Source organism: Actinoplanes flavus (assembly GCF_017592555.1).
GTDB lineage: Bacteria > Actinomycetota > Actinomycetes > Mycobacteriales > Micromonosporaceae > Actinoplanes > Actinoplanes flavus.
On sequence record NZ_JAGFNS010000053.1, the window covers coordinates 16299 to 36324 of the forward strand.

General features: G+C 70.4%; 21 protein-coding genes, 3 tRNA genes and 1 rRNA gene. 15 read left to right on the forward strand and 10 right to left on the reverse strand.

Annotation, left to right across the window (positions count from 1 at the left end; genetic code table 11):
- The first annotated feature begins 70 nt into the window (after window positions 1-70).
- Window positions 71-652 carry a hypothetical protein gene (locus J5X75_RS42130; RefSeq protein ID WP_208473344.1) on the forward strand — a complete coding sequence of 194 codons (582 nt, stop codon included), beginning with the start codon at window positions 71-73 and terminating at the stop codon, window positions 650-652.
- Window positions 649-1908 (forward strand): PrsW family intramembrane metalloprotease, encoded by a 1260-nt coding sequence (locus J5X75_RS42135; protein ID WP_208473345.1) that lies wholly within the window; start codon window positions 649-651, stop codon window positions 1906-1908. The genes J5X75_RS42130 and J5X75_RS42135 overlap by 4 nt, the downstream gene beginning before the upstream one ends.
- A 24-nt stretch (window positions 1909-1932) precedes the next feature.
- On the opposite strand, the gene J5X75_RS42140 is transcribed toward J5X75_RS42135, so the two are convergent.
- Window positions 1933-2178, reverse strand: a complete 246-nt coding sequence (locus J5X75_RS42140) for a hypothetical protein (protein ID WP_183225708.1) — start codon at window positions 2176-2178, stop codon at window positions 1933-1935.
- 199 nt (window positions 2179-2377) lie between these two features.
- Between J5X75_RS42140 and J5X75_RS42145 the strand changes: the two genes are divergently transcribed.
- From J5X75_RS42145 to J5X75_RS42155, 3 genes are read left to right on the forward strand one after another with little or no spacing between them, the layout of a single operon-like run.
- The gene (locus tag J5X75_RS42145; protein ID WP_183225842.1) at window positions 2378-2728 is read left to right on the forward strand and encodes a hotdog fold thioesterase; all 351 of its coding nucleotides are present in this window, start codon (window positions 2378-2380) and stop codon (window positions 2726-2728) included.
- A 50-nt stretch (window positions 2729-2778) separates the two neighbouring features.
- Window positions 2779-3168 (forward strand): hypothetical protein, encoded by a 390-nt coding sequence (locus J5X75_RS42150; RefSeq protein ID WP_208473346.1) that lies wholly within the window; start codon window positions 2779-2781, stop codon window positions 3166-3168.
- Between the two features lie 21 nt (window positions 3169-3189).
- The gene (locus J5X75_RS42155; protein WP_208473347.1) at window positions 3190-3864 is read left to right on the forward strand and encodes a DUF2786 domain-containing protein; all 675 of its coding nucleotides are present in this window, start codon (window positions 3190-3192) and stop codon (window positions 3862-3864) included.
- On the opposite strand, the gene J5X75_RS42160 is transcribed toward J5X75_RS42155, so the two are convergent.
- Window positions 3851-4159 (reverse strand): hypothetical protein, encoded by a 309-nt coding sequence (locus J5X75_RS42160; RefSeq protein ID WP_208473348.1) that lies wholly within the window; start codon window positions 4157-4159, stop codon window positions 3851-3853. The genes J5X75_RS42155 and J5X75_RS42160 overlap by 14 nt on opposite strands.
- 132 nt (window positions 4160-4291) lie before the next feature.
- Between J5X75_RS42160 and J5X75_RS42165 the strand changes: the two genes are divergently transcribed.
- The 4 genes from J5X75_RS42165 (at window position 4292) to J5X75_RS42180 (ending at window position 8495) form a co-directional block, all read left to right on the forward strand.
- Entirely contained in the window at window positions 4292-4687 is a 396-nt protein-coding gene (locus J5X75_RS42165; RefSeq protein WP_208473349.1) for a hypothetical protein, read from the forward strand.
- 123 nt (window positions 4688-4810) lie between these two features.
- Window positions 4811-5914: a calcium-binding protein gene (locus J5X75_RS42170; protein WP_208473350.1), complete on the forward strand. Its 1104-nt coding sequence runs from the start codon at window positions 4811-4813 to the stop codon at window positions 5912-5914.
- A 158-nt stretch (window positions 5915-6072) separates the two neighbouring features.
- Window positions 6073-7314, forward strand: coding sequence for a calcium-binding protein (locus tag J5X75_RS42175; RefSeq protein WP_208473351.1), 1242 nt, complete (start codon window positions 6073-6075; stop codon window positions 7312-7314).
- Between the two features lie 116 nt (window positions 7315-7430).
- Window positions 7431-8495: a calcium-binding protein gene (locus J5X75_RS42180; protein WP_208473352.1), complete on the forward strand. Its 1065-nt coding sequence runs from the start codon at window positions 7431-7433 to the stop codon at window positions 8493-8495.
- 66 nt (window positions 8496-8561) lie between these two features.
- Here J5X75_RS42180 and J5X75_RS42185 read toward each other — a convergent pair whose 3' ends face one another.
- The gene (locus J5X75_RS42185) at window positions 8562-8864 is read right to left on the reverse strand and encodes a hypothetical protein (protein ID WP_208473353.1); all 303 of its coding nucleotides are present in this window, start codon (window positions 8862-8864) and stop codon (window positions 8562-8564) included.
- A gap of 357 nt (window positions 8865-9221) precedes the next feature.
- Here J5X75_RS42185 and J5X75_RS42190 point away from each other — a divergent pair, with 357 nt between their 5' ends.
- On the forward strand, window positions 9222-9635 hold the full coding sequence (locus J5X75_RS42190) for a hypothetical protein (protein WP_208473354.1): 414 nt from the start codon (window positions 9222-9224) through the stop codon (window positions 9633-9635).
- Between the two features lie 645 nt (window positions 9636-10280).
- Here J5X75_RS42190 and J5X75_RS42195 read toward each other — a convergent pair.
- The 7 genes from J5X75_RS42195 to J5X75_RS42225 form a co-directional block, all read right to left on the reverse strand.
- Window positions 10281-10357 (reverse strand) — tRNA-Phe (locus J5X75_RS42195).
- Between the two features lie 14 nt (window positions 10358-10371).
- Window positions 10372-10445 (reverse strand) — tRNA-Asp (locus tag J5X75_RS42200).
- Between the two features lie 59 nt (window positions 10446-10504).
- Window positions 10505-10577, reverse strand: a tRNA-Glu gene (locus J5X75_RS42205).
- A 169-nt stretch (window positions 10578-10746) separates the two neighbouring features.
- Window positions 10747-11658: a MerR family transcriptional regulator gene (locus tag J5X75_RS42210; RefSeq protein WP_208473355.1), complete on the reverse strand. Its 912-nt coding sequence runs from the start codon at window positions 11656-11658 to the stop codon at window positions 10747-10749.
- A complete protein-coding gene (idi, locus tag J5X75_RS42215) occupies window positions 11648-12214 on the reverse strand; it encodes an isopentenyl-diphosphate Delta-isomerase (RefSeq protein WP_208473356.1) in 567 nt (188 codons plus the stop codon). Before idi ends, J5X75_RS42210 begins: the two co-directional genes overlap by 11 nt.
- A complete protein-coding gene (gene crtI, locus J5X75_RS42220) occupies window positions 12214-13716 on the reverse strand; it encodes a phytoene desaturase family protein (protein ID WP_208473357.1) in 1503 nt (500 codons plus the stop codon). Before crtI ends, idi begins: the two co-directional genes overlap by 1 nt.
- 40 nt (window positions 13717-13756) lie before the next feature.
- Window positions 13757-14827 carry a polyprenyl synthetase family protein gene (locus J5X75_RS42225; RefSeq protein ID WP_208473358.1) on the reverse strand — a complete coding sequence of 357 codons (1071 nt, stop codon included), beginning with the start codon at window positions 14825-14827 and terminating at the stop codon, window positions 13757-13759.
- A gap of 68 nt (window positions 14828-14895) precedes the next feature.
- Between J5X75_RS42225 and J5X75_RS42230 the strand changes: the two genes are divergently transcribed.
- The 5 genes from J5X75_RS42230 to J5X75_RS42250 form a co-directional block, all read left to right on the forward strand.
- Window positions 14896-15783, forward strand: a complete 888-nt coding sequence (locus tag J5X75_RS42230; protein WP_208473359.1) for a phytoene/squalene synthase family protein — start codon at window positions 14896-14898, stop codon at window positions 15781-15783.
- On the forward strand, window positions 15783-17111 hold the full coding sequence (locus tag J5X75_RS42235; protein WP_208473360.1) for a cryptochrome/photolyase family protein: 1329 nt from the start codon (window positions 15783-15785) through the stop codon (window positions 17109-17111). The genes J5X75_RS42230 and J5X75_RS42235 overlap by 1 nt, the downstream gene beginning before the upstream one ends.
- A gap of 112 nt (window positions 17112-17223) precedes the next feature.
- A complete protein-coding gene (locus tag J5X75_RS42240) occupies window positions 17224-18585 on the forward strand; it encodes a dihydrolipoyl dehydrogenase family protein (RefSeq protein ID WP_208473361.1) in 1362 nt (453 codons plus the stop codon).
- Window positions 18586-18620: 35 nt separating this feature from the next.
- Window positions 18621-19469, forward strand: a complete 849-nt coding sequence (locus tag J5X75_RS42245; protein ID WP_208473362.1) for a Rieske (2Fe-2S) protein — start codon at window positions 18621-18623, stop codon at window positions 19467-19469.
- A gap of 459 nt (window positions 19470-19928) precedes the next feature.
- A 16S ribosomal RNA gene (locus J5X75_RS42250) occupies window positions 19929-20026 on the forward strand; the annotation flags it as partial.

A 20026-nucleotide genomic window follows, 5' to 3' on the forward strand; every position in this document is an offset into this window, starting at 1 on the left:
ATCGACCATCCACTGTGTCCGGACCGCTGTTCTCCGGACAGCGGCGGGTCGCCGCCGTTAGCTTGGACGGATGGGGAGGGTCACTCGGCGTCAGCTCACCGACCTGCCCGGCACCCTGGGGCTGCTCCTCGCCCTCGCGCTGGCATCGATTCTGGCCGCTCTCGCCTTCGGTCTCCCCGCTCTGGACCGGGCCGTTCCGGCCGAGCGGCCGGTCGCGGCCGGTGAGCCCTACCGGGTCGCCGCGGGCGTCACCATCGTGCCGCCGGACGGGGCGAGCCTCGACGCCACCGGCACCCGGCCGGGCGCCGAGCGCGGGACCGCGCTGTTCCGGCTCGGCCGCGTGCAGTACGCGATCGGCGTCGAACCCTTCAAGGGCGACCTCACCGCCGCGGCCGTCCGGCTGCGGCAGCGCATCACCGGCACCTCCGGGAACCAGGTCACCGGCACCCAGCTCGCGGTCTCCACGGCCGGTGGGCTCGCCGGGGTCGAGGGCGGCTACACCGCCGGCGACCGGGACGGACGGTACGCGGTCTTCGTCGCCGACGGGCTGATCATCGAGGTCATGGTCAGCGGGGACGACGCCGACCTGGAGAGGGCACTCCCGCGGATCGACGCCAGCACCCGCACCCTGCGCTACGAGACCGAGAAATGAGCGACGCCGTCCGGCCCGGGACCACCCGGTCGGCCGCGTTCCTCCGGCAGCCCGCGTTCTGGGTGGTCATCACGATCCTGGCGGTCGGCGCCGTACGGATCGCCCAGATCGCCAAGCTGTTCTTCACCGCCTACCCGGTCGCCACGGTCACCGCGATCCTGCTGTTCGCCCTGCTCGCCGTACCGTTCTGGCTGTTCGTCTCGGAGCTGGACTTCCTGGAACGCGAGCCACCGAGCCTGCGCCTGCTCGCCTTCGCCTGGGGCGGCCTGGTCGCCACCAGCGTGTCGATCCCGGGCAGCACCGCACTGGACAACCTGATCGCCAAGCTCGGCTCACCCGACCTCGCCGCCGAGTGGGGCGCCGCGCTGGCCGGGCCGACGGTCGAGGAGATCGCCAAGACGCTCGGTGTGGTGGCGATCGTGCTGATCGCGCGGGCCCAGGTCAACAGCGTGCTCGACGGCATCGTCTACGGGGCCCTGGTCGGCCTGGGTTTCCAGATCGTCGAGGACGTGGTCTTCGCGATCGGGGCGGTGCAGCAGGCCGGCGAGGGCGATCAGGTACAACCGGTGATCACCACGTTCCTGGTCCGCGGGTTCCTGGCCGGGGTCTGGAGCCACACCCTGTTCGGTGCGCTGGCCGGGGCCGGCATCGGCTATCTGGTGGTGAACCGGGACCGCTCCCGCGGCCGCCGGATCGCGGTCGCCGCCCTGGCCCTGTTCGCCGCCTGGGCCTCGCACTCGCTGTGGAACTCGCCGCTGTTCCGGGAGGGTTTCGGTGACGGCGCGCCGGCCCTGCTCGCGGTGCTCGTCTTCAAGGGGCTGCCGCCGTTGCTGCTGGTCCTCTACCTGGTGCGGCGGGCGCACGACCGGGAGGCGGCCTACTACGTGGGCGTCCTGGCCACGCTCCGCGATCCGGGGCTGATCACCGAGAGCGAGCTGCGGGTGCTCGGGTCCGGCTCCCGGCGGGGCGCGGCCCGGCGGCACGCCGCGGCACACGCGGGCCGAGAAGCCAGATCAGCGGTACGCCGTCTGCAGCGCGCCCAGGCCGCCCTCGCCGTCGCGCTCAGCCGTGACCCGGACGGGCCGGCCGAGCCGGAGGCCGCCACGGTCCGCGAGCACCGCGCCACCCTCGCCGCTCTCGGGCATCCGGAGGCGGTCGAGGGGGCACGATCCTGGCGGCACACCGCGTCGACGGTGGGCACCGCCGCGGTGGCCATCGCCGTGCTGTGGGTGGCGCTGTCCGCTCTGGGGAGTTGACGGCTGTTCCCGCCAGTGACGGCGTCAGGCCGGGGGCAGGCCGCCGTCCCCGTCGACGATCACGTCCGGGGTGCCGTCCTCGTCCAGGTCGACCATGGTCAGATCGACCTTTCCGTCCCCGTCGGTGTCGAACTGGTAGAGATCGGGCTTGCCGTTGCCGTCGGTGTCCGACACCCAGACGTCCGGCCGGCCGTCGCCGCTCGTGTCCTTGGCGAGCAGGTCGACGCGATCGTCGCCCCGGGTCTCCACGGTCTCCTGCGGATCGGTCATGGCGCTCCTCTCGTCGGCCGACGGGCCGGCCGTCACGGCCGCTCAGTACCCATCGGATCAATCGATCAGTCCCCGGTCCTGTGATGGTTGTCGCTGGTCCGGCCCGGCGACGGGCGTAACGTACGCCGACGTGGATATCGCTGAGGACGGCAAGCAACACCTGTTCACCAGCGGTGGCGGCGGTGCGCTCGCGGAACGGATGGGCATCGAGATCACCGAGGCCACCGCGGAACGGGTCGTAGGCATCATGCCTGTCGAGGGCAACACCCAGCCGTACGGTCTGCTGCACGGCGGTGCGTCCTGCGTGCTCGCCGAAACGCTCGGCTCGGTCGGCGCGGTGCTGCACGGGCGGACCGTGGACCGGCCGTTCGCCGTCGGCGTGGACATCAACGCCACCCACCACAAGGCGGCCCGCTCCGGGCTGGTCACCGGCGTGGCCGTTCCGGTCCACCGGGGCCGGGCGGTGGCGACCTACGAGGTGGTCATCACCGACGAGGGCGGCGACCGTGTCTGCACCGCCCGCATCACCTGTCTACTCCGTGGTGCCTGAATTCCCTCGTCGCCGTGCGTTCCTTGACGGTCCGACGTACCTTTTCTGACGTGACCGAAGTACCACAGACCGCATTCGACGACGCCGCGCAGGTTCTGCAGTGTGCGCTCAGCGGCGACAGCGAGGCTGTGGCCGACACCTTCGACGCGGTCGTCCACCGGGACGGCGTCGTCGGTGCCTGGGACGTCGCCTGGTGCCTCGCGGCGACCATGGTCGGGCAGGTCCCCGGTGGCGGCGCCTGGACCCTCGAGTTCCCCGGGATCGACGACGCGCGCTACGACAAGCGGTGGGTGGCCCGGTTCGTCAGTGCATATGTGAACGGTGACTTCCCGACCGGTGAGGCGCTGTTCGGCGCGGCGATCGCCGACGGGACCCTACCGGACTGCCTGCTCGCGCTGGCCGGGTCGACGGTCGCGACACTGCGCCATCGGGCCGCGTGAACCGCTTCACGCGTACCCCTCATGTCTGACGCTCTGCTGGCCCGGGTGCGCAAGCTGCTCGCCATGGCCGAGGACCCGGCCTGTACGCCCGGCGAAGCCGAGGCGTTCACCGCGAAGGCCGCCGAGCTGATCGCCAAATACGGCGTCGACCAGGCGATGCTCGCCGCCGGTGATCCCACCGCGGACCCGGTGGGCGACCGGGTCGTCACCGTCGATCCGCCCTACGCGCGGGACAAGGCCGGGCTGCTCGCCGCCGTGGCCGCCCCGATGCGCTGCCGGGTGGTCCATCTGGAGCGGCGTGGGCTGGCCCGCAGCCATCTCTTCGGGCACACGGCGGACCTCACGCGGGTCGAGTTGCTCTTCACCTCTCTTCTGGTGCAGGCCGCGCACGGCCTCGCCGCCAGCCCGGTGCCGGAGGGTGAGCACGCGGCGGCCTACCGGCGATCGTGGATGGCCGGCTACACCCAGGCGATCAGCGGGCGGCTGTGGGCGGCCGAACGGTCCGCGGCCGCCGAGACGCCGGGCGCGGAGATCGTGCTCGTCGACCGGACCGACCTGGTCGAGCGCCGCCGCGACGAGGCCTACCCCCGGCTGGCCCGGATGCGGCCGCGACGGTTGCGGGGCAGTGGAATCCTCCGCGGTTTCCAGGCCGGGCAGGTCGCCCACCTGGGCGGCACCGAGGTCACTTCGCCTTGAGGTAGAGGGCCTTCGCGTACTGGGCGGCGGCGGCGTTGTTGTACATCGACGCCTGCGACATGAAGAAGCTGTTGTCAGCGATCGCGCGAGCCGCCTGTGACGTGCCGGACCAGCGGATGTCCGCCTCCGCCTCGGACAGGCCGCGCGCCTTGAACTGGCGGCGCATCGCCATCTTCCCGGCGCGGAACGCCTCGGCCGCCTCCTCCGCGCTTTTCATGCAGGACAGCGCCTTCTCGCTGAGCGCCTCAGCAAGCGTGTACGCCGCCTGCTCCGCATCGTTCGTGAAAGTCTGCACGACGACGCCTCCTTGCGTCCGAGTTGACCGATCCCGATAACACACTGTGGAGGACCGGGCGGGACCGTACAAGGCCCGTCCACGGGCCTGTGGACAACCGTGTGCGGACACGCTGAGATAGCTTCTCGCTTCATGACCGACGGGGAAGTGTGCGATGTGGAGCGGAATCGGCGCTGGCTGCTGCTCCTGGCGGTGGCCGCGGTCACGCTGATCCTCGGGGCGGTCTCGGCCACCGGGGTCATGTACTACGCCGGCTGGCGGCACACGCCCGAGCGCGAGTTCACCATCGCGGTGTACATGGTGCCGGACGCGAGCGCGGAAGAGCGCACGGCGGTGCGGGAGGCGCTCGGCGGGTTGCCGGCCGTCGACGGGGTGCGGGTCGAGAGCGAGTCCCTTCACGCGACCGCGCTGGGGCGTGACTTCGACTGCTCGCCGATTCCGGTGATCCGCGAGTCGGCGGGGGTGGACCGGGTGCGGGTCACGATGCGCCCGCTCGGCCGGCGGGTCGGGGCTGTGCTCGGGTGCTGACACACGTACGTAATCATCTAGTGACATGCGTCACTGAAAAAGGGTCAGCGCGTCGGAACGGTAGCGTTCTACGATTACGCGTCTGTAGACGGCTAACACCGCTCTCAAACGGGGAGTTTCTCGATGTCCTTGATCAACCGCAAGACGCTTGCCACCGTTGGCGCCACCGCCATCGCGATCGCCACCACCGCCCTCTTCGCGACCCCGGCTCAGGCGGCTTCGGCCGGCCTGGCGAAGGTCGTCGGCACCAAGACGGTCCAGTTCCAGGCACTCCTGGGTAAGTCGAACTCGGTGAAGCTGAGCATCTCCGGCCGCACCGTGACGATCACCGACAAGGTCGCCATCAAGGCGGGCAAGGGCTGCAAGTCGGTCAACTCGAAGAAGGTCCGCTGCACGACCAAGGCGAAGACCGCGAAGTTGAGCGTCGCGCTGGGCGACAAGAATGACTACGTGCGCAACTACACCAACGTCTACCTGCTCGTCGACGCCGGCTCCGGCAACGACACCGTCATCGGTGGCAACGCCAGCGAGGAGCTGCAGGGCGACAGCGGCAACGACAGGATCTACGGCAACGGCGGCAACGACAAGCTGATCGCCGAGGGCGGTAACGACTACGTCTCCGCCGGCGCCGGCAACGACCAGATCTGGGGCGGCACGGGCGCCGACGCGCTGCACGGCGGCGCCGGCATGGACAAGTTCAGCGGTGGCACCGGCAACGACACCCTCACCGGTGGCACCCAGGTCGACGTCCTCAGCGGCGATGACGGCAACGACTACATCTACGGTGGCGCGGGCGAGTACACCTCGGGTGGGCTCATCTACGGCGACACCGTCTACGGCGGCAACGGCAACGACACGATCCACGGCGAGGCCGACACGGACATCATCGACGGCGGTAACGGCAACGACCGGATCACCGCCGGCGCCGACTTCGACGTCGTCGAGGGCAAGGCGGGCAACGACCTCATCTGGGGCAACGAGGGCGACGACATCCTCGCCGGCGAGAGCTACGACCAGGTGACCGGCGCGCCGATCGGAAGCGCCACGGCGGCCGACGCCATCGACGGCGGGCCCAACGCGACTGACGGCGACCTCTGCCTGGTGACCGGATCCTCGACGATCCGCAACTGTGAGTACTCCGCAGGCGACCTGGGCGCCAGCAGCCTCTCGGTGGCCGGCGGCCCGGACTTCGCGTCCCGCCTCGCCACGGTGCGGCCCGCGAAGTAACACTCGCGCTCCATGGAACGGCCCGGCGGTTGCCGGGCCGTTTCCTTTTGCGCTGTGGATCATCTGTTCGGCTGACGCGCGTCGAAACGGTAGCGTTCTACGATCCTTGCCGATGTGTCGGCGGCACCTGCCTTGACCAGTAGTCACGAAGGATCCACATGTTCCTGATCAATCGCAGGATGCTCGCCGTCATCGGCGCCGCCGCGGTCGCCTCCACCGCCTTCCTCGGCACGCCCGCACAGGCGGCCGCCGGAGGCGCGGCCAAGGTCGTCGGCACCAAGACCGTCCAGTTCCGGGCCGTCGCCGGCAAGGCCAACGGCCTCACCATCACCATCTCCGGCCGGACCGTCACCCTCGACGACAAGGTCGCCATCATCCCCGGCAAGGGCTGCAAGGCCGTCTCCGGGGACAAGACCAAGGTCCGCTGCACCACCTCGGCCAAGACCGCGACCCTCGACGTCAACCTCGGCGACAAGAACGACTGGGTGCGCAACAAGACCTCGGTCTACCTGCTGGCCACCGGCAGCCTGGGCAACGACACCCTGATCGGCGGCGCGGCGGCCGAGCAGCTGCGCGGCGGTGGCGGTAACGACACCCTGTACGGCAACGGCGGCGACGACAAGCTGTACGGCGAGGGCGGCAACGACATCCTCCGCGGCGGGTCCGGCCACGACGAGATCTACGCGGGCACCGGCAGCGACCGGGCGTACGGCGAGGCCGGCGGGGACCTCATCGAGGGCGCGAGCGGGAACGACGTTCTCCTCGGCGGTGCGGGGCACGACGGTGTCAAGGGCGGCTCCGGCAACGACAGCATCTACGGCGAGGCCGGCGAGGACGGCCTGCTCGGCGAGGACGGCGATGACCGGATCTTCGGTGGCGCCGACTCCGACATGGTCATGGGCGGTGCCGGCCGGGACGTCGTCTACGCGGGCGCCGGTCAGGTGACCTTCACCGACGAGGACGGCGAGTACGTCTTCGGGGACATCGTCGACGGCGGGGCGGGCGACGACCGGCTCTTCGGCGAGGGCGACGTCGACGTCCTGTTCGGCTCCGAGGGCGACGACATGATCTCCGGCGGCACCGGTGACGACGTCGCGTTCGGTGAGGGCGGCAACGACGAGATCTACGGCAGCGACGGCGACGACATCCTGGTGAACGAGGACGCCGACGAGAACGGCGTCCCGATGGGGAGCTCCACCGCGACCGACCTGGTCAACGGCGGCGCCCACGCGACCATCGGCGACATCTGCCTGGTGACCCCGGCGGCCCGGACCGCCGGTTGCGAGCTCTTCGAGCTGCCCGAGTCCCTGGTGGGCAAGAGCGCCCTGTCGGTCGCTCCGTCGGCGGACGTCGCCACGATCCTCGACCGGGTCGCGAAGATCCGGGCCACGCTGCCCTGACGTCGATTCAGTGACGTGAGTCACTGAATATGGGCATGACGTCGAAACGGTACCGTTCTATGATCATCGGCATCACTGGCTGGTCGGCCGGCCGGATTCATCACGGGGGTTCCTACATGTACCTGCCCAACCGCAAGCTCCTCGCCATGATCGGCGCGACCGCCGCGGCCGTCGGGTCCACCGCGCTGCTCGCCGCCCCGGCCCAGGCCGCCACGGTCGGTTCGGCGAAGGTCGACGCGTACGGCGCCGTCAGCTTCGTGGCCGGGTCGGGCAAGGCCAACGGGCTCACCATCACCGCCTCCGGCCAGACCGTCACCCTCGACGACCTGGTCGCCATCAAGGCCGGCGCCGGGTGTGCCGCGGTCGCCGGTGACAAGACCAAGGTCACCTGCACCGCCGCGAAGATCGGCCCCCTCTCCGTCGACCTCGGCGACAAGAACGACTGGGTCAAGAACAAGACCTCGATCAACCTGTCGGCCAACGGCGGTGCCGGAAACGACAAGATCTGGGGCGGCTCGTCCAACGACAACCTGGTCGGCGGCACCGGTAACGACACCATCTACGGCGGCGCCGGCGGCGAGATCATCTACGGCAACTCCGGCAACGACGTCGTCTACGGCGGCGCCGGCCCGGACAACGTCTCCGGCGGCACCGGCAACGACAAGATCTACGGCCAGGACGGCGACGACCAGGTGTACGGCGGGTCCGGCGCCGACCTGATCAACGGTGCCGCGGGCCGGGACCGTCTGCACGGTGGCGCGGGCGCCGACAAGATCTACGCGGGCGCCGGCACCGGCACCGCGACCGAATTCGGCGACCAGGTCTGGGGCGACTCCGGCAACGACAAGATCTACGGCGAGGCCGGCGACGACGAGATCAACGCGGGCTCCGGCAACGACATCGTCGACGCCGGCTCCGGTGACGACGGCGTGCTCGGCCAGTCCGGCAACGACACCATCAACGGTGGCTCCGGCGACGACCTCCTCGCCGGCGAGAACATCGACAACCAGCTCAAGGCCACCGGCAGCTCCAAGGCCAAGGACAAGCTGACCGGCGGCTCCGGCGTCGACCTCTGCCTGGTGCTCAAGAGCGGCAAGGCGTCCTGCGAGTACAAGTCCTTCCAGGACTACATCGGCAACCTCTCGGTGACGCGCGCGGCCATCATCGGCCGCCTCGGCTGATCACCCTCGCTCCACCGGGACGGCCCGGCCGCGTTCAGCGGCCGGGCCGTTTCCCATTCCAGAGCATCAGTAGTACGACCCGGGGTCGATCCCGAAAGCCTTGAGGACGGTCGTCACCAGAAGCGCGATGCCCATCCCGGTGGCGATGAACGCCGCTATCCCGACGACCGCCACCACCACGGACTTCCCGAGGCCGAGCAGATCCTCCCGCAGAATCCTGCCGCGGTCGACGCGGGACCACACGATCGGCGGCAGCCTGCCGCCGTCAGCCGGATACGACGAGGCCGTGGGCGCCGGCGCATCATGGCTCCTCCCGACCCGGTAGCCGTTCTGCCCGGAACCCCTGTCCGGCGAAGTCGCCTGCACCATGATGCCGCCTCCTTGGTCACCGCCAAGCGCGATAGTTGTCCCTCCTATCGGCTGGTGCAACCACGCCTACAGGGGCCGTTCGACCTGTTCCGCCCTCCGCCCGAGCGCTTATCGAAGGTATCCGCACTCCAGCGCGAACCGGAAGGCGGCCGTCCCTTCGATCCGCTTGCCAGCCCGCTGCGAGAGCCGTCCGGACGTTCTGCGCGACTGGTCCGAGGTGTCACGGGGGATGCCCGGCATGTCGGCCCAGCAGTCCAGCGCTCTCGCGGCCGGGCGCCGTCGTGGGAAACCGACCGCGCAAAACTGAGCTACCCGGGCAGCCGACGTGATAGGCACTGGCCGTGGATGATCGGACCTGTGCCCTCCGACATGTCAGTCCCGATTCCCAGCACTCTTCCCTGGACCAACCCGGCCTCCTTCCGGGTCTGGCGTTACGGCATCGGTCACTCCCGACTTCTGCTCACCAGCCGATCTGGACTCGACTCGATTGCCCACATCGACCTGCTGTTCGAGGACGTCCAGTTCATCCAGCTTCACCGTGACTACAGGGGGATCCGTGTCGCCGAAGACCCCGCTGCGCTGACCGAGGTCGCCATCCGGAACCCGCTCGGTATCGCCTACCTGGCCGTGGCGATCTCGGATGCCACCCGCACCGGCCTGGTCATCTGTAGCCGTGTCACGATCACGAGTCAGCATCGTCGTTCCGGCCAAGGCCCCGATGACTTCGAGGCCGAGGTACTCGTACAGCAGCGCACCGGACGTCCAGCGTGAGCTTGAAGACGCCATCACTGCGGTTCGGCTTCCAACCCGCAGCGAGGGCCGTCCGGATGCTGTGCTCGACCGTCCGAGGTGTCACGGGCGTGCCGGGCAGGTTGAGCCAGTTGTCCAGTTGCGGGGACCGGGCCTCTATCGAGAGAACCTGCCCCGGGGCGTCGGCGTTCTCGACGGCGAACGTCAGCGGCCCCCAGTTGAGCCCCTGGCAATAGGTCGGCTTGGGCCTGACCGCCCAGCGGTAGACCGTGCCGTCGACGGCGATCAGGCGACTGCCCTTCCGAGGTATGGCCATGGTGAAACCTCCGCGTCCCTGACTCGACCGTCAGGGTAGGTGCGGTGCCGGGCCGTGACGATCGCATTTGCGGCTGGGCGCCGTAGCGGCTTCCGGCGATCGGGCCGCTTCACGGCTTGCCACCGAAAGGGGGTGGGCACCGTGATGTGTCGGCTGTCACTGATCGAGAGCGGGTCGGCCAGCTGCGATGGCAGAGGCGGATTGTCGTGCACCGAGCGTGCCACTCGGGATGGCGATCATGGGTGATCTGCGGTGAGCGAAGGTCAACTTCGCCTGGCACTGGATCCGGAAATGACGAAGCCCTCAACCGCGTAATCGCAGGTGAGGGCTTGCGTGCTGAGTTTCGGTGTTGGTGGCCAGGGGCGGGGTCGAACCGCCGACCTTCCGATTTTCAGTCGGACGCTCGTACCAACTGAGCTACCTGGCCGTGAACTTGCCTTGCGGTCCTGACGGGACTTGAACCCGCGACCTCCGCCTTGACAGGGCGGCGAGCACTCCAACTGCTCCACAGGACCTTGCTATGTAACTGTCTTGCCGTTTGGCTTGTCAGCAACTCGCGCTGCTAACTTACCAGTACCCCCAACGGGATTCGAACCCGTGCTACCGCCTTGAAAGGGCGGCGTCCTAGGCCACTAGACGATGAGGGCAACTCCGCCATCATTGCACATCGCGCTGGCTGCGCGACTGGCAACGTTTGGTGGTTTTGGCCCCAACCGCGCCCCCCGCTTGAGGCATGCAAAGCATATGCGATGCCCGTACTGATCTTCAAATCGGTACCCCCCTTTCTTGTTCGCGCCGCTCTGAGCTGGGGAAACGTCAGGCGCAGGCGTCCCTGAGGGTGCGCACGGCGCCGGTGAGGCCGGTCAGCCGGGTCACCGAGGGGGGCAGTGAGGTGTCCGGCCAGCCGGGTCCGGCGGCCCCGATCAGGAGCGGTGGGCGGGGTACGGCCAGAAGGCGGTCCAGTTGGACGACGTCTCCGGTGGCGGGCACCTGGGACCAGAGGACCACGACCGTGGGGCCGGTACGGTCCACCGCGTCCAGCAGCGCCCGCGGCGGGACCCGCGCCCCCAGGAGACGGCTCGGCACCCCGTTCTCGGCCAGCGCGGCGGCCAGCGCCTCCAGGGGAAGGGTGTGCTGTTCCTCGTCGGCCGCGGCGAGCAGCACCCGTGGGACGAGTTCGGGTGACGGCCGCGGCACGGTGCTGAGGGCCTCGGTGATCGAGCGGGAGAGCAGGTGTTCGACTTCGACGAATCGTTCGGTGGCCTCGTAGCGTTCGCCGATGCCGATCAGCACCGGCAGCATCACGTGATTCCAGGCGGCGACGACTCCGCGGTCGGCGATCGTCGATTCCAGGAGGTGGCGCATCGCCGGCGCGTCCAGCCGCATGGCCGCCCGGGCCAGTCCACGGGCGGTGGGGTCGGCCCGTTTGCCGAGCGCGATGGTCTGCCCGCCTCCGGCCGGCTCCGAGGGGGAAGGTGATGCGGGAGGGGCGTCGGCGGACGGCGAGCGGCACGCCCAGGCGGCCGCCTCGGCGGGCGCCACACCCTGTGCGGTCAACCGCTGCATGACCTGCAACCGAACCATGTCCTCGGCGGTGTACCGCCGGTGATGACCGGGCTGGTGGACGCTGGGCCCGAGCCCGTACCGCTGATGCCAGGTGCGCAGCGTGGTCACCGCGACGCCGAGCCGGCGCGCGGCCGCCCCGGCGCTCAGGCCCTCATCGCCCACCCGGCCCCTCCGGTGCGGCGAGCAGGTGCGACGCCAGACGTTCGGTCACCCCGCCGAGCCAGGGCGCGTACGACTCCGGAGCCACCCGGACGTCCCGGAGCAGATCCTCGACGGTGATCCAGCGCAGCCGTGCGACCTCGGCCGGATCGGGCCGGAACTCCAGTCCGGCGGGTACGTCACCGAGCAGCACGTGGTCGTACTCCCGCTCGACGCGCCCGGTGACCGGGTCCTCGGCGAAGTACACGTAGACGCCGACCTCGGTGAACGGCACCGGCTCGACACCGAGTTCCTCGGCCAAACGTTTACCGGCGGCGATGGTGGGCTCCTCGCCCGGCCGGGGATGCCCGCAGCAGGTGTTGCCCCACCGCAGCGGGAACCGGGTCTTGGCGGCGGCCCGCTGTTGCAGCAGCACCCGTCCGGACGGGTCGCGCAGGAACACCGAGAACGCCCGGTGCAGGAGGCCGGGTGACTCGTGCGCGTCGAGGACGGTGGCCGAGCCGGTGACCGTGCCGTGCTCGTCGACGAGTTCCACCAGGTCGGCTTCGCGGGACAGCATCAGGAGACCTCCGTGATCCGGGCGGCGGCCAGTTTGCCGGAGATCAGCACCATCGGTACGCCGACGCCCGGCTGTGTCCCGGAGCCGGTGAACACCACGTTGGGCAGGCTCGGGTGCAGGTTGGACGGGCGGAACGGGCCGGTCTGGCCGAACGTGTGCGCGGCCGCGAACGGGGTGCCGGCGGCCATGCCGGCGTCGGCCCAGTCCGCGGGCGTGATGATCCGCTGGATCTCGGCGCCGTCCCGGAAGCCGACGTAGCCGCGCCGTTCCAGGACGCGCATCAGCTCGTCGGCGTAGCGCCGGTCCATGCCGCCGCGCCAGTCGATCGGCCCGACTTCGAGGTTGGGGGTGGGCGCGAGCACGTAGTAGGTCTGCCGGCCGTCGGGCGCCGCGGACGCGTCGGTGTGCGTCGGGTTGGTGACCAGCAGGGACGGGTCGCTCATCAGCAGGCCCTTGCGGATCACCTCGTCGAAGGTGCCCTTCCACGCCGTACCGAAATGGATGTTGTGGTGGGCGATCTTGGAATAGGCCTGGCGGGAACCGATGTGCAGGACCACGCACGAGGGTGAGAAGCGCAGCCGCCGCAGGCTGCGCCGCGGCGGCAGCAGGCTGCGCCGCGGCGGCAGCAGGTCGCGGTAGGCGACCGGAAGGTCCGGATTGAGCACCACCACGTCGGCCGGTATGTGTTCGCCGTCGGCCGTGATCACGCCGGTGGCCCGGCCGTGCGCGGTGGCCACCCGCTCGACCGTGGTGTCGTAGCGGAACGTCACCCCGTGTTTCTCGGCGGCGCCGGCGAGCGCCTTCGGCACGGCGTGCATGCCGCCTTTGGGGAAGTAGACCCCGGCGACCGAGTCCAGGTACGCGATGACGGCGTAGATGGCCAGCGCGTCGTGCGGGGCGAGGCCGGCGTACATCGCCTGGAACGAGAAGATCCGCTGGGTACGGGGATCGCGGAAGTACTCCCCGATCTTCGGCTGCAACCGCCGGAACGCGCCCATGCCGAGCAGCCTCAGCAGGTTGAGGTTGAGCAGGTCGGCCGGGGTGTCCAGGTTCCGGCCGATGAAGTGGTCGCGTTCGAGATGCCAGAGCCGCCGGGTGAAGTCGACGAACCGCAGGTAGCCGTCGGCCTCGCGGGCGCCGCAGACCCGGGCGATCTCGGCCGCCATCCGGGTGGTGTCGGTACGCACGTCGAGCGTGGAGCCGTCCGGGTAGTACGCCCGGTACGCCGGGTCGAGCGGGGTCAGCTCCAGCCAGTCGCTCAGTTTCTCACCGACGGCGGCCAGCGGTTCGGCGATCAGGTCGGGCATGGTCAGCACGGTGGGGCCGGTGTCGAACTCGTACCCCTCCACGGCCAGCCGCCCGGCCCGCCCGCCCGGGACCGGCTCCCGCTCGACGACGGTGACCTGGCGCCCGGCCGCGGCCAGGTGCAGCGCGCAGGCCAGCCCGCCGAGTCCGGCGCCGACCACGACGACGCGGTCGGTGGGTCCGGTCACGGTTCGCACGTCATGACTCCCAACGAAAACCAGAGGGGGAAGGAGAACATCATGCCGGGCGATGGCTCGCGGCCGCCGCCAGTTCGATCAGAGCGGTACGCGCATCGGCCCGCACCGGCGCATCGGTGATCGCCGCCACACCCTCCCGGACCCGTTCCCGGATCATCTCCTCGACCCGGGCCGGCGCACCGGTCGCCGCGATGATCTCGGCCTGCCGGGCGACACCGGCCGCCGCCAGTTCGTCGAGCTGTGCCTCGGTGGCCATCTGCCGGGCCATCAGGAGCAGGGTCGTCGGCTTCCCCGTACGTAGGTCGTCGCCGGCCGGTTTCCCGGTCACCGCGGGGTCCCCGTACACCCCGAGGAGGTCGTCGCGGAGCTGGAAGGCCTCACCGACGGCGAGTCCGTAGATCTGGTAGGCCTCGTCCAGATCGGTGCGCCCCGGGCAGGCGAGGGCCAGCCCGTACGCGAGCGGCCACTGCACCGTGTAGCTGGCCGTCTTGTGCCGGGCCACGAGCAGCGCCCGCTCCACCGACCAGGAGGCCGGGTCGGCCTCGCCGAGGACGTCGAGGTACTGCCCGGCGATGGCCTCGATCCGCATCCGGTCGTAGTGGGTCCGGACCTCGACCAGGACCGCCGGGGGCGCCACCGTGCGGGCCAGCAGTTGATCGGCCCAGACCAGGCAGAGGTCGCCGACCAGGATGGCGGCCGAGTCGCCGAACTGGTCGCCGTGCTGGGTGGCGAAGAGCCGGTGCGCCGTGGGCCGGCCCCGGCGGGTCGCCGAGCGGTCCATCACGTCGTCGTGCACCAGGGCGAAGGTGTGCATGAGTTCGAGAGCGCCGAGAGCGGGTAAGACGGCCTCGACCGGTTCGGCGGTGCCGACGACGCCGCGCCAGCCCCAGTACGCGAACGTCGGCCGGATCCGCTTGCCACCGGCCATGACCAGGTCGCGGGCGGTGCGGGCGAATCCGCCCAGGGCGGGGTCGACGGTATCGAGAGCGGCGATCTGGACGGCGAGGAAGTCGGCCAGCGTGCCCTCGACGGCGCCGATCAGCGCTCGGTGCGAGACCGGCTGGCGAGGGATCGCTTCGACGCGTTTTCCCTCGAGGGTGTGATTGGCCACGCTCAGTACCGTACCCTAACTATTGAAGTTGCGTCGATTCGTGCGTCGATTTGGCCGGAGGACCCGGAATGGAAACCGACTTGGCAGCCGCCTACGAGCGCTGTCGTGAACTGCACCGCGAGCACGGACGGACGTACTACCTGGCGACCCGGTTGCTACCGGCGTGGAAGCGCCGACATGTGCACGCCCTCTATGGATTCACCCGATATGCGGACGAAATCGTCGACCGGACCGAGTCCCGGCCCTCTGCCGAGCGGGCCGCCCTGCTGGCCGCGTGGTCGAACCGGTTCCTCGCCGGTCTCCGCGGTGAGCCCACCGACGACGAGCTGCTCCCGGCGGTGCTGCACACCATTGCGGTCTTCGACCTGGACCTCGAGGACTTCGAGAAATTCCTGCGCAGCATGACGATGGACATAACGGTCACGTCGTACCGGACCTATGACGACCTGCTCGGCTACATGGAGGGCTCCGCCGCGGTCATCGGCACCATGATGCTGCCGATCCTCGGCTCCTCCGACCCGGTCGCCGCCCGCGAACCGGCCCGGCAGCTCGGCTTCGCGTTCCAGCTCACCAACTTCATCCGGGACGTCGCCGAAGACCTCGAACGCGGCCGCGTCTACCTGCCCGAGGAGCACCTCGACGAGTTCGGCGTCACCCGCCGGACCCTGCGCGACGGCGTGGCCACCCCGGCGGTCAAAGCACTGATCAAAGCGGAGGTGGCCCGGGCCCGCGAGCACTACGCCCAGGCCGCCCCCGGCATCCCGCTGCTCGAACCGACGTCCCAGGCCTGCATGCGCACCGCCTTCCAGCTCTACGGCGGCATCCTCGACGAGATCGAGGCGATCGACTACGACGTCTTCGGCCGCCGGGCCACCGTCCCCCACCACCGCCGGGCCGCCGTCGCGGTCCGCAGCCTGCTCACCCGCCCCGGCACCCCCGTCCAGCCGGCAGCCTGATGTCCACCGCCGTCGTCCTGCTCACCCGGGACCTGCGCCTGCACGACAACCCGGCCCTCGCCGCCGCCTGCGCCGCGGCCGACCGGGTCGTCCCCCTCTACGTCCTCGACCCCGCGCTCGCCGGCCTCTCCCCGAACCGCACCCGCTTCCTCCACCAGAGCCTCGCCGACCTGCGTGACCGGCTCCGGAAGCGAGGCGGCGACCTGGTCGTGCGCGAGGGCGACCCGGTGGCCGAGACGATCCGGACGGCCCGCGACACCGGAGCCACGACGATCACCCTGGCCGCCGACGTGAGCGGCTACGCCCGCCGGCGGGAACGCCGCCTCGCACACGAATGCGACCGCCACCGCATCGCCCTCGAACTCCACGCCGGACTCACCGTCGTCGACCCCGGAACACTCCGGCCGGGCGGCGGCGGAGACTGCTACAAGGTCTTCACGCCCTACTATCGCGCCTGGTCAGCGACACGATGGCGACCCGAGGTGGCGGCACCGGACCGGCTCACCCTGCCGGACGGCGTCACACCCGGAGACCTGCCCGCCCGTCCGGCCGGAGAATCACCCCACGCCTGCGCGGGTGGCGAGACCGCGGCCCGGCGCCGGCTCACCGCATGGCTGAGCCACGACATCGAGGGGTACGACGACGCGCACGACGACCTCCCCGGCGATGTCACGAGCAGGCTCAGCCCGTACCTCCGCTGGGGTTGTCTCTCCCCGCTCAGCCTGGCCGAGACGGCGCGCTCGCGAAACGCCGACGCCTTCGTCCGGCAGCTCTGCTGGCGGGATTTCTACTACCAGGTCGCCCGCGTCCACCCGCGACTGTCGACCGAGGCGCTGCGCCCGGCCGCCGACCGGGACTGGCGCTACGACACCGGCGCGCTGGAGCACTGGCAGGACGGGCTCACCGGCGTCCCGATCGTCGACGCCGGGATGCGGCAGCTGCGCGACGAGGGCTGGATGCACAACCGGGCCCGCCTGATCACCGCGGCGTTCCTCACCAAGCACCTCGGCATCGACTGGCGGCCCGGTGTGGCCTGGTTCTTCCGATGGCTGCTCGACGGCGACCTGCCGAACAACTCGGGCAACTGGCAGTGGACCGCGGGGACCGGCAACGACACCCGCCCCTACCGCAGGTTCAACCCGATCCGCCAGGCGCTCCGGTTCGACCCCGAAGGCGTGTACGTTCGTCGCTACGTACCGGAATTGAAGGGAATCGACGGCGCCGCCGTGCACCAGCCGTGGCGTCTCCCCGAACCGGCACGCCGCGGCCTCGACTACCCCGGACCGTTGGAATCGCACCGGGACGAGGCGGTCTGGCTGCGGGACTGATTCACCGTCCGGTCCGCCGGACGGGAGCGGGGCCCGCCGGCGGTTGCGTCCGTCAAACGTCTCTCCGGCGGGACCCGCGACTCCCACCGCTTCCGGTGGTTAGCTGGAGCCCATGGGTGACGTGCGCAACGTGGACGTGGTGGTCATCGGGCTCGGAGTGGGCGGCGAGGAGGCGGCCGGACGGCTCGCCTCGGCCGGACTCGACGTGGTCGGGGTGGAACACAACCTGGTCGGGGGCGAATGCCCGTACTGGGGATGCATCCCCACCAAGATGATGGTCCGCGCCGGGAGCGCCCTCGCCGAGGCCCGGCGCATCCCCGGCCTGGCCGGTGCCGCCATCGTGCAACCCGACTGGACACCGGTCGCCGGACGCGTCCGCGACGACGCCACCGCCGACTGGAACGACAAGGCCGCCGTCGACCGCCTCACCGGCAAGGGCGGGACCTTCGTGCGTGGCCGGGCCACGATCACCGGTCCCGGCCGCGTCCGGATCGGAGAGCAGGAGTACGCGGCAGCGCGCGGCCTGGTCCTCGCCACCGGAACCGTGGCCGTCATCCCGCCGATCGACGGTCTCGCCGGCACTCCGTACTGGACCAACCGGGACGCCGTCGAAGCCGCCATCCTGCCCGGCTCCCTGCTCATCCTCGGCGGCGGCGCGATCGGCTGCGAGTTCGCCCAGGTGTTCGCGCGCTTCGGCGTCGCGGTCACGATCATCGAGGGCTCCGGCCGGATCCTCGCCATGGAGGAACCCGAATCCTCCGAGGTCGCCACCCGGGTCCTGACCGCCGACGGGGTCACCGTGAAGACCGGCGTCCGCGCCACCCACGTGACCCACGACGGCGCCTTCACCGTGACCCTCACCGACGGGAGCACCGTCACCGGCGACCGGCTGCTCGTCGCCACCGGCCGCGCCGCCCGCCTCGACGGCCTCGGCCTGGAGACCATCGGCCTCGACCCGGGCGCCCGCTTCCTCACCACCGACGACCGGATGCGCGCCGCCGACCGGGTCTGGGCCGTCGGCGACGTCACCGGCAACGGCAACTTCACCCACATGGCCATGTACGAGGCCGACATCGCGGTCCGCGACATCCTCGGCCAGGGCGGTCCCGGCGCCGACTACCGCGCCCGGCCCCGGGTCACCTTCCTCGACCCCGAGATCGGCGCGGTCGGCCTCACCGAACAGCAGGCCCGCGACACACTCACCGACGTACGGGTGGGCCACGTCCCGCTCTCCGCCACCTCCCGCGGCTTCGTGCACGGCCCCGGCAACGAGGGCTTCATCAAGGTCGTCGCCGACCAGCAGCGCGGTGTGCTGGTCGGCGCCACCACCGCGGGCCCGGCCGGCGGCGAGATGATCGGCGCGCTCGCCGTCGCCGTCCACGCCGAGGTGCCGATCACCACCCTGCACAGCCAGATCTGGGCGTACCCCACCTTCCACCGCGGCATCGCCGACGCACTGAAAGCACTCGCCTGACGTTTCGACCGCAACCGGGTGGGAACCGCCAAGGCATGTTGCGGCAGGTTCTCACCCGGCTCGAACAGGCGGACGCCCTCGACGGCGCCAGCGACAGACTCCAGGCGGCGGTCACGGCCACGGTCCGGCCACGCACGCTGCGCGACCTCCTGCACGGCACCTGGATCGGGCATCCCCTGCACCCGGTGCTGGTCCAGGTCCCGGTCGGCGCTTTCCTCTCCGCGGCGGTCCTCGACCTCGGCCGCTCCCGCTCCACCGGCCGGGCGGCCACCGCGCTCATCGGGGCCGGTCTCGCCGGAGTCGCCCCCGCCGTGATCGCCGGCCTCGTCGACTGGTCCGAGATGACCAGGGACCGGCGCCGGGTCGGCCTCGTCCACGCCGCCGCCAACACGATCGCCGCCGGCCTCTACGCGACGTCCCTGGTGGCCCGGCTCGCCGGGCGCGTCACCCGGGGGAAGGCCCTGGCTTACGCGGGACTGTCGGTCGCGGGAGCGGGCGCCTTCCTGGGCGGACATCTCTCGTACGCCCAGGGCGCCGGAATCAGCCACGCCGCTCCCGAGGTGACCCGGCTTCCCGACGACTGGACGGTCGCGGGATCGCTCGCCTCGTTCCCCGACGGCAAGCCGGCCGCCCGCCGGGTGGGTGACACCGCCGTGCTCTTCTTCCGCCAGGGCGACCGGGTCACCGCGATGATCGAGCGCTGCTCCCACGAGGGCGGCCCGCTGAGCGAGGGCGAGGTCGCCGACGGATGCGTGGTGTGCCCGTGGCACGGCAGCGCCTTCCGCCTCACCGACGGAGCGGTCATGCACGGACCCGCCGGCAACGACCAACCCGTCCTCCCGGTGCGCGTTCGCGACGGCATGGTCGAGGTGCGGCACCCCTGAACCGTGTCTGGCCTGCGGAAACTGCTGAGGGTGACCCCCGATTTGGAGCCCCGGAAGACCAGCGGGTAATGTTTTGCGAGCCGGCAGGGAAACGGGCGAGGTAAACCGAGTCACTCAGCACTGAGAGATTCGCACACCGGCCGTCCTGCCAAATCCTCTGAACCGAGATCGCAGCATAGCTGTGCGCTTGGTCCGGTGGACTTACTAGGGCAGATCGGAGCCAACCGGGAGAAACCGGTTGACAACGCCGAGAGGGCCTAGTAAAGTAGAGCGAGTGCCCCGGGGGGCCGAAACGCGAAAGCGGAGCGGTTCGAAGGTGTGCGGTTGTTCTTTGAGAACTCAACAGGGTGCTTGATAAGCCAGTGCCAATTATGGCAATACCCCGGCTCATCGTTTAGGCGATGGGTGGGAGATTCCTTTGGCAACATTCATGTTGCCGGGACGATTGTTCAACAGATTTTGTTGGAGAGTTTGATCCTGGCTCAGGACGAACGCTGGCGGCGTGCTTAACACATGCAAGTCGAGCGGAAAGGCCCTTCGGGGTACTCGAGCGGCGA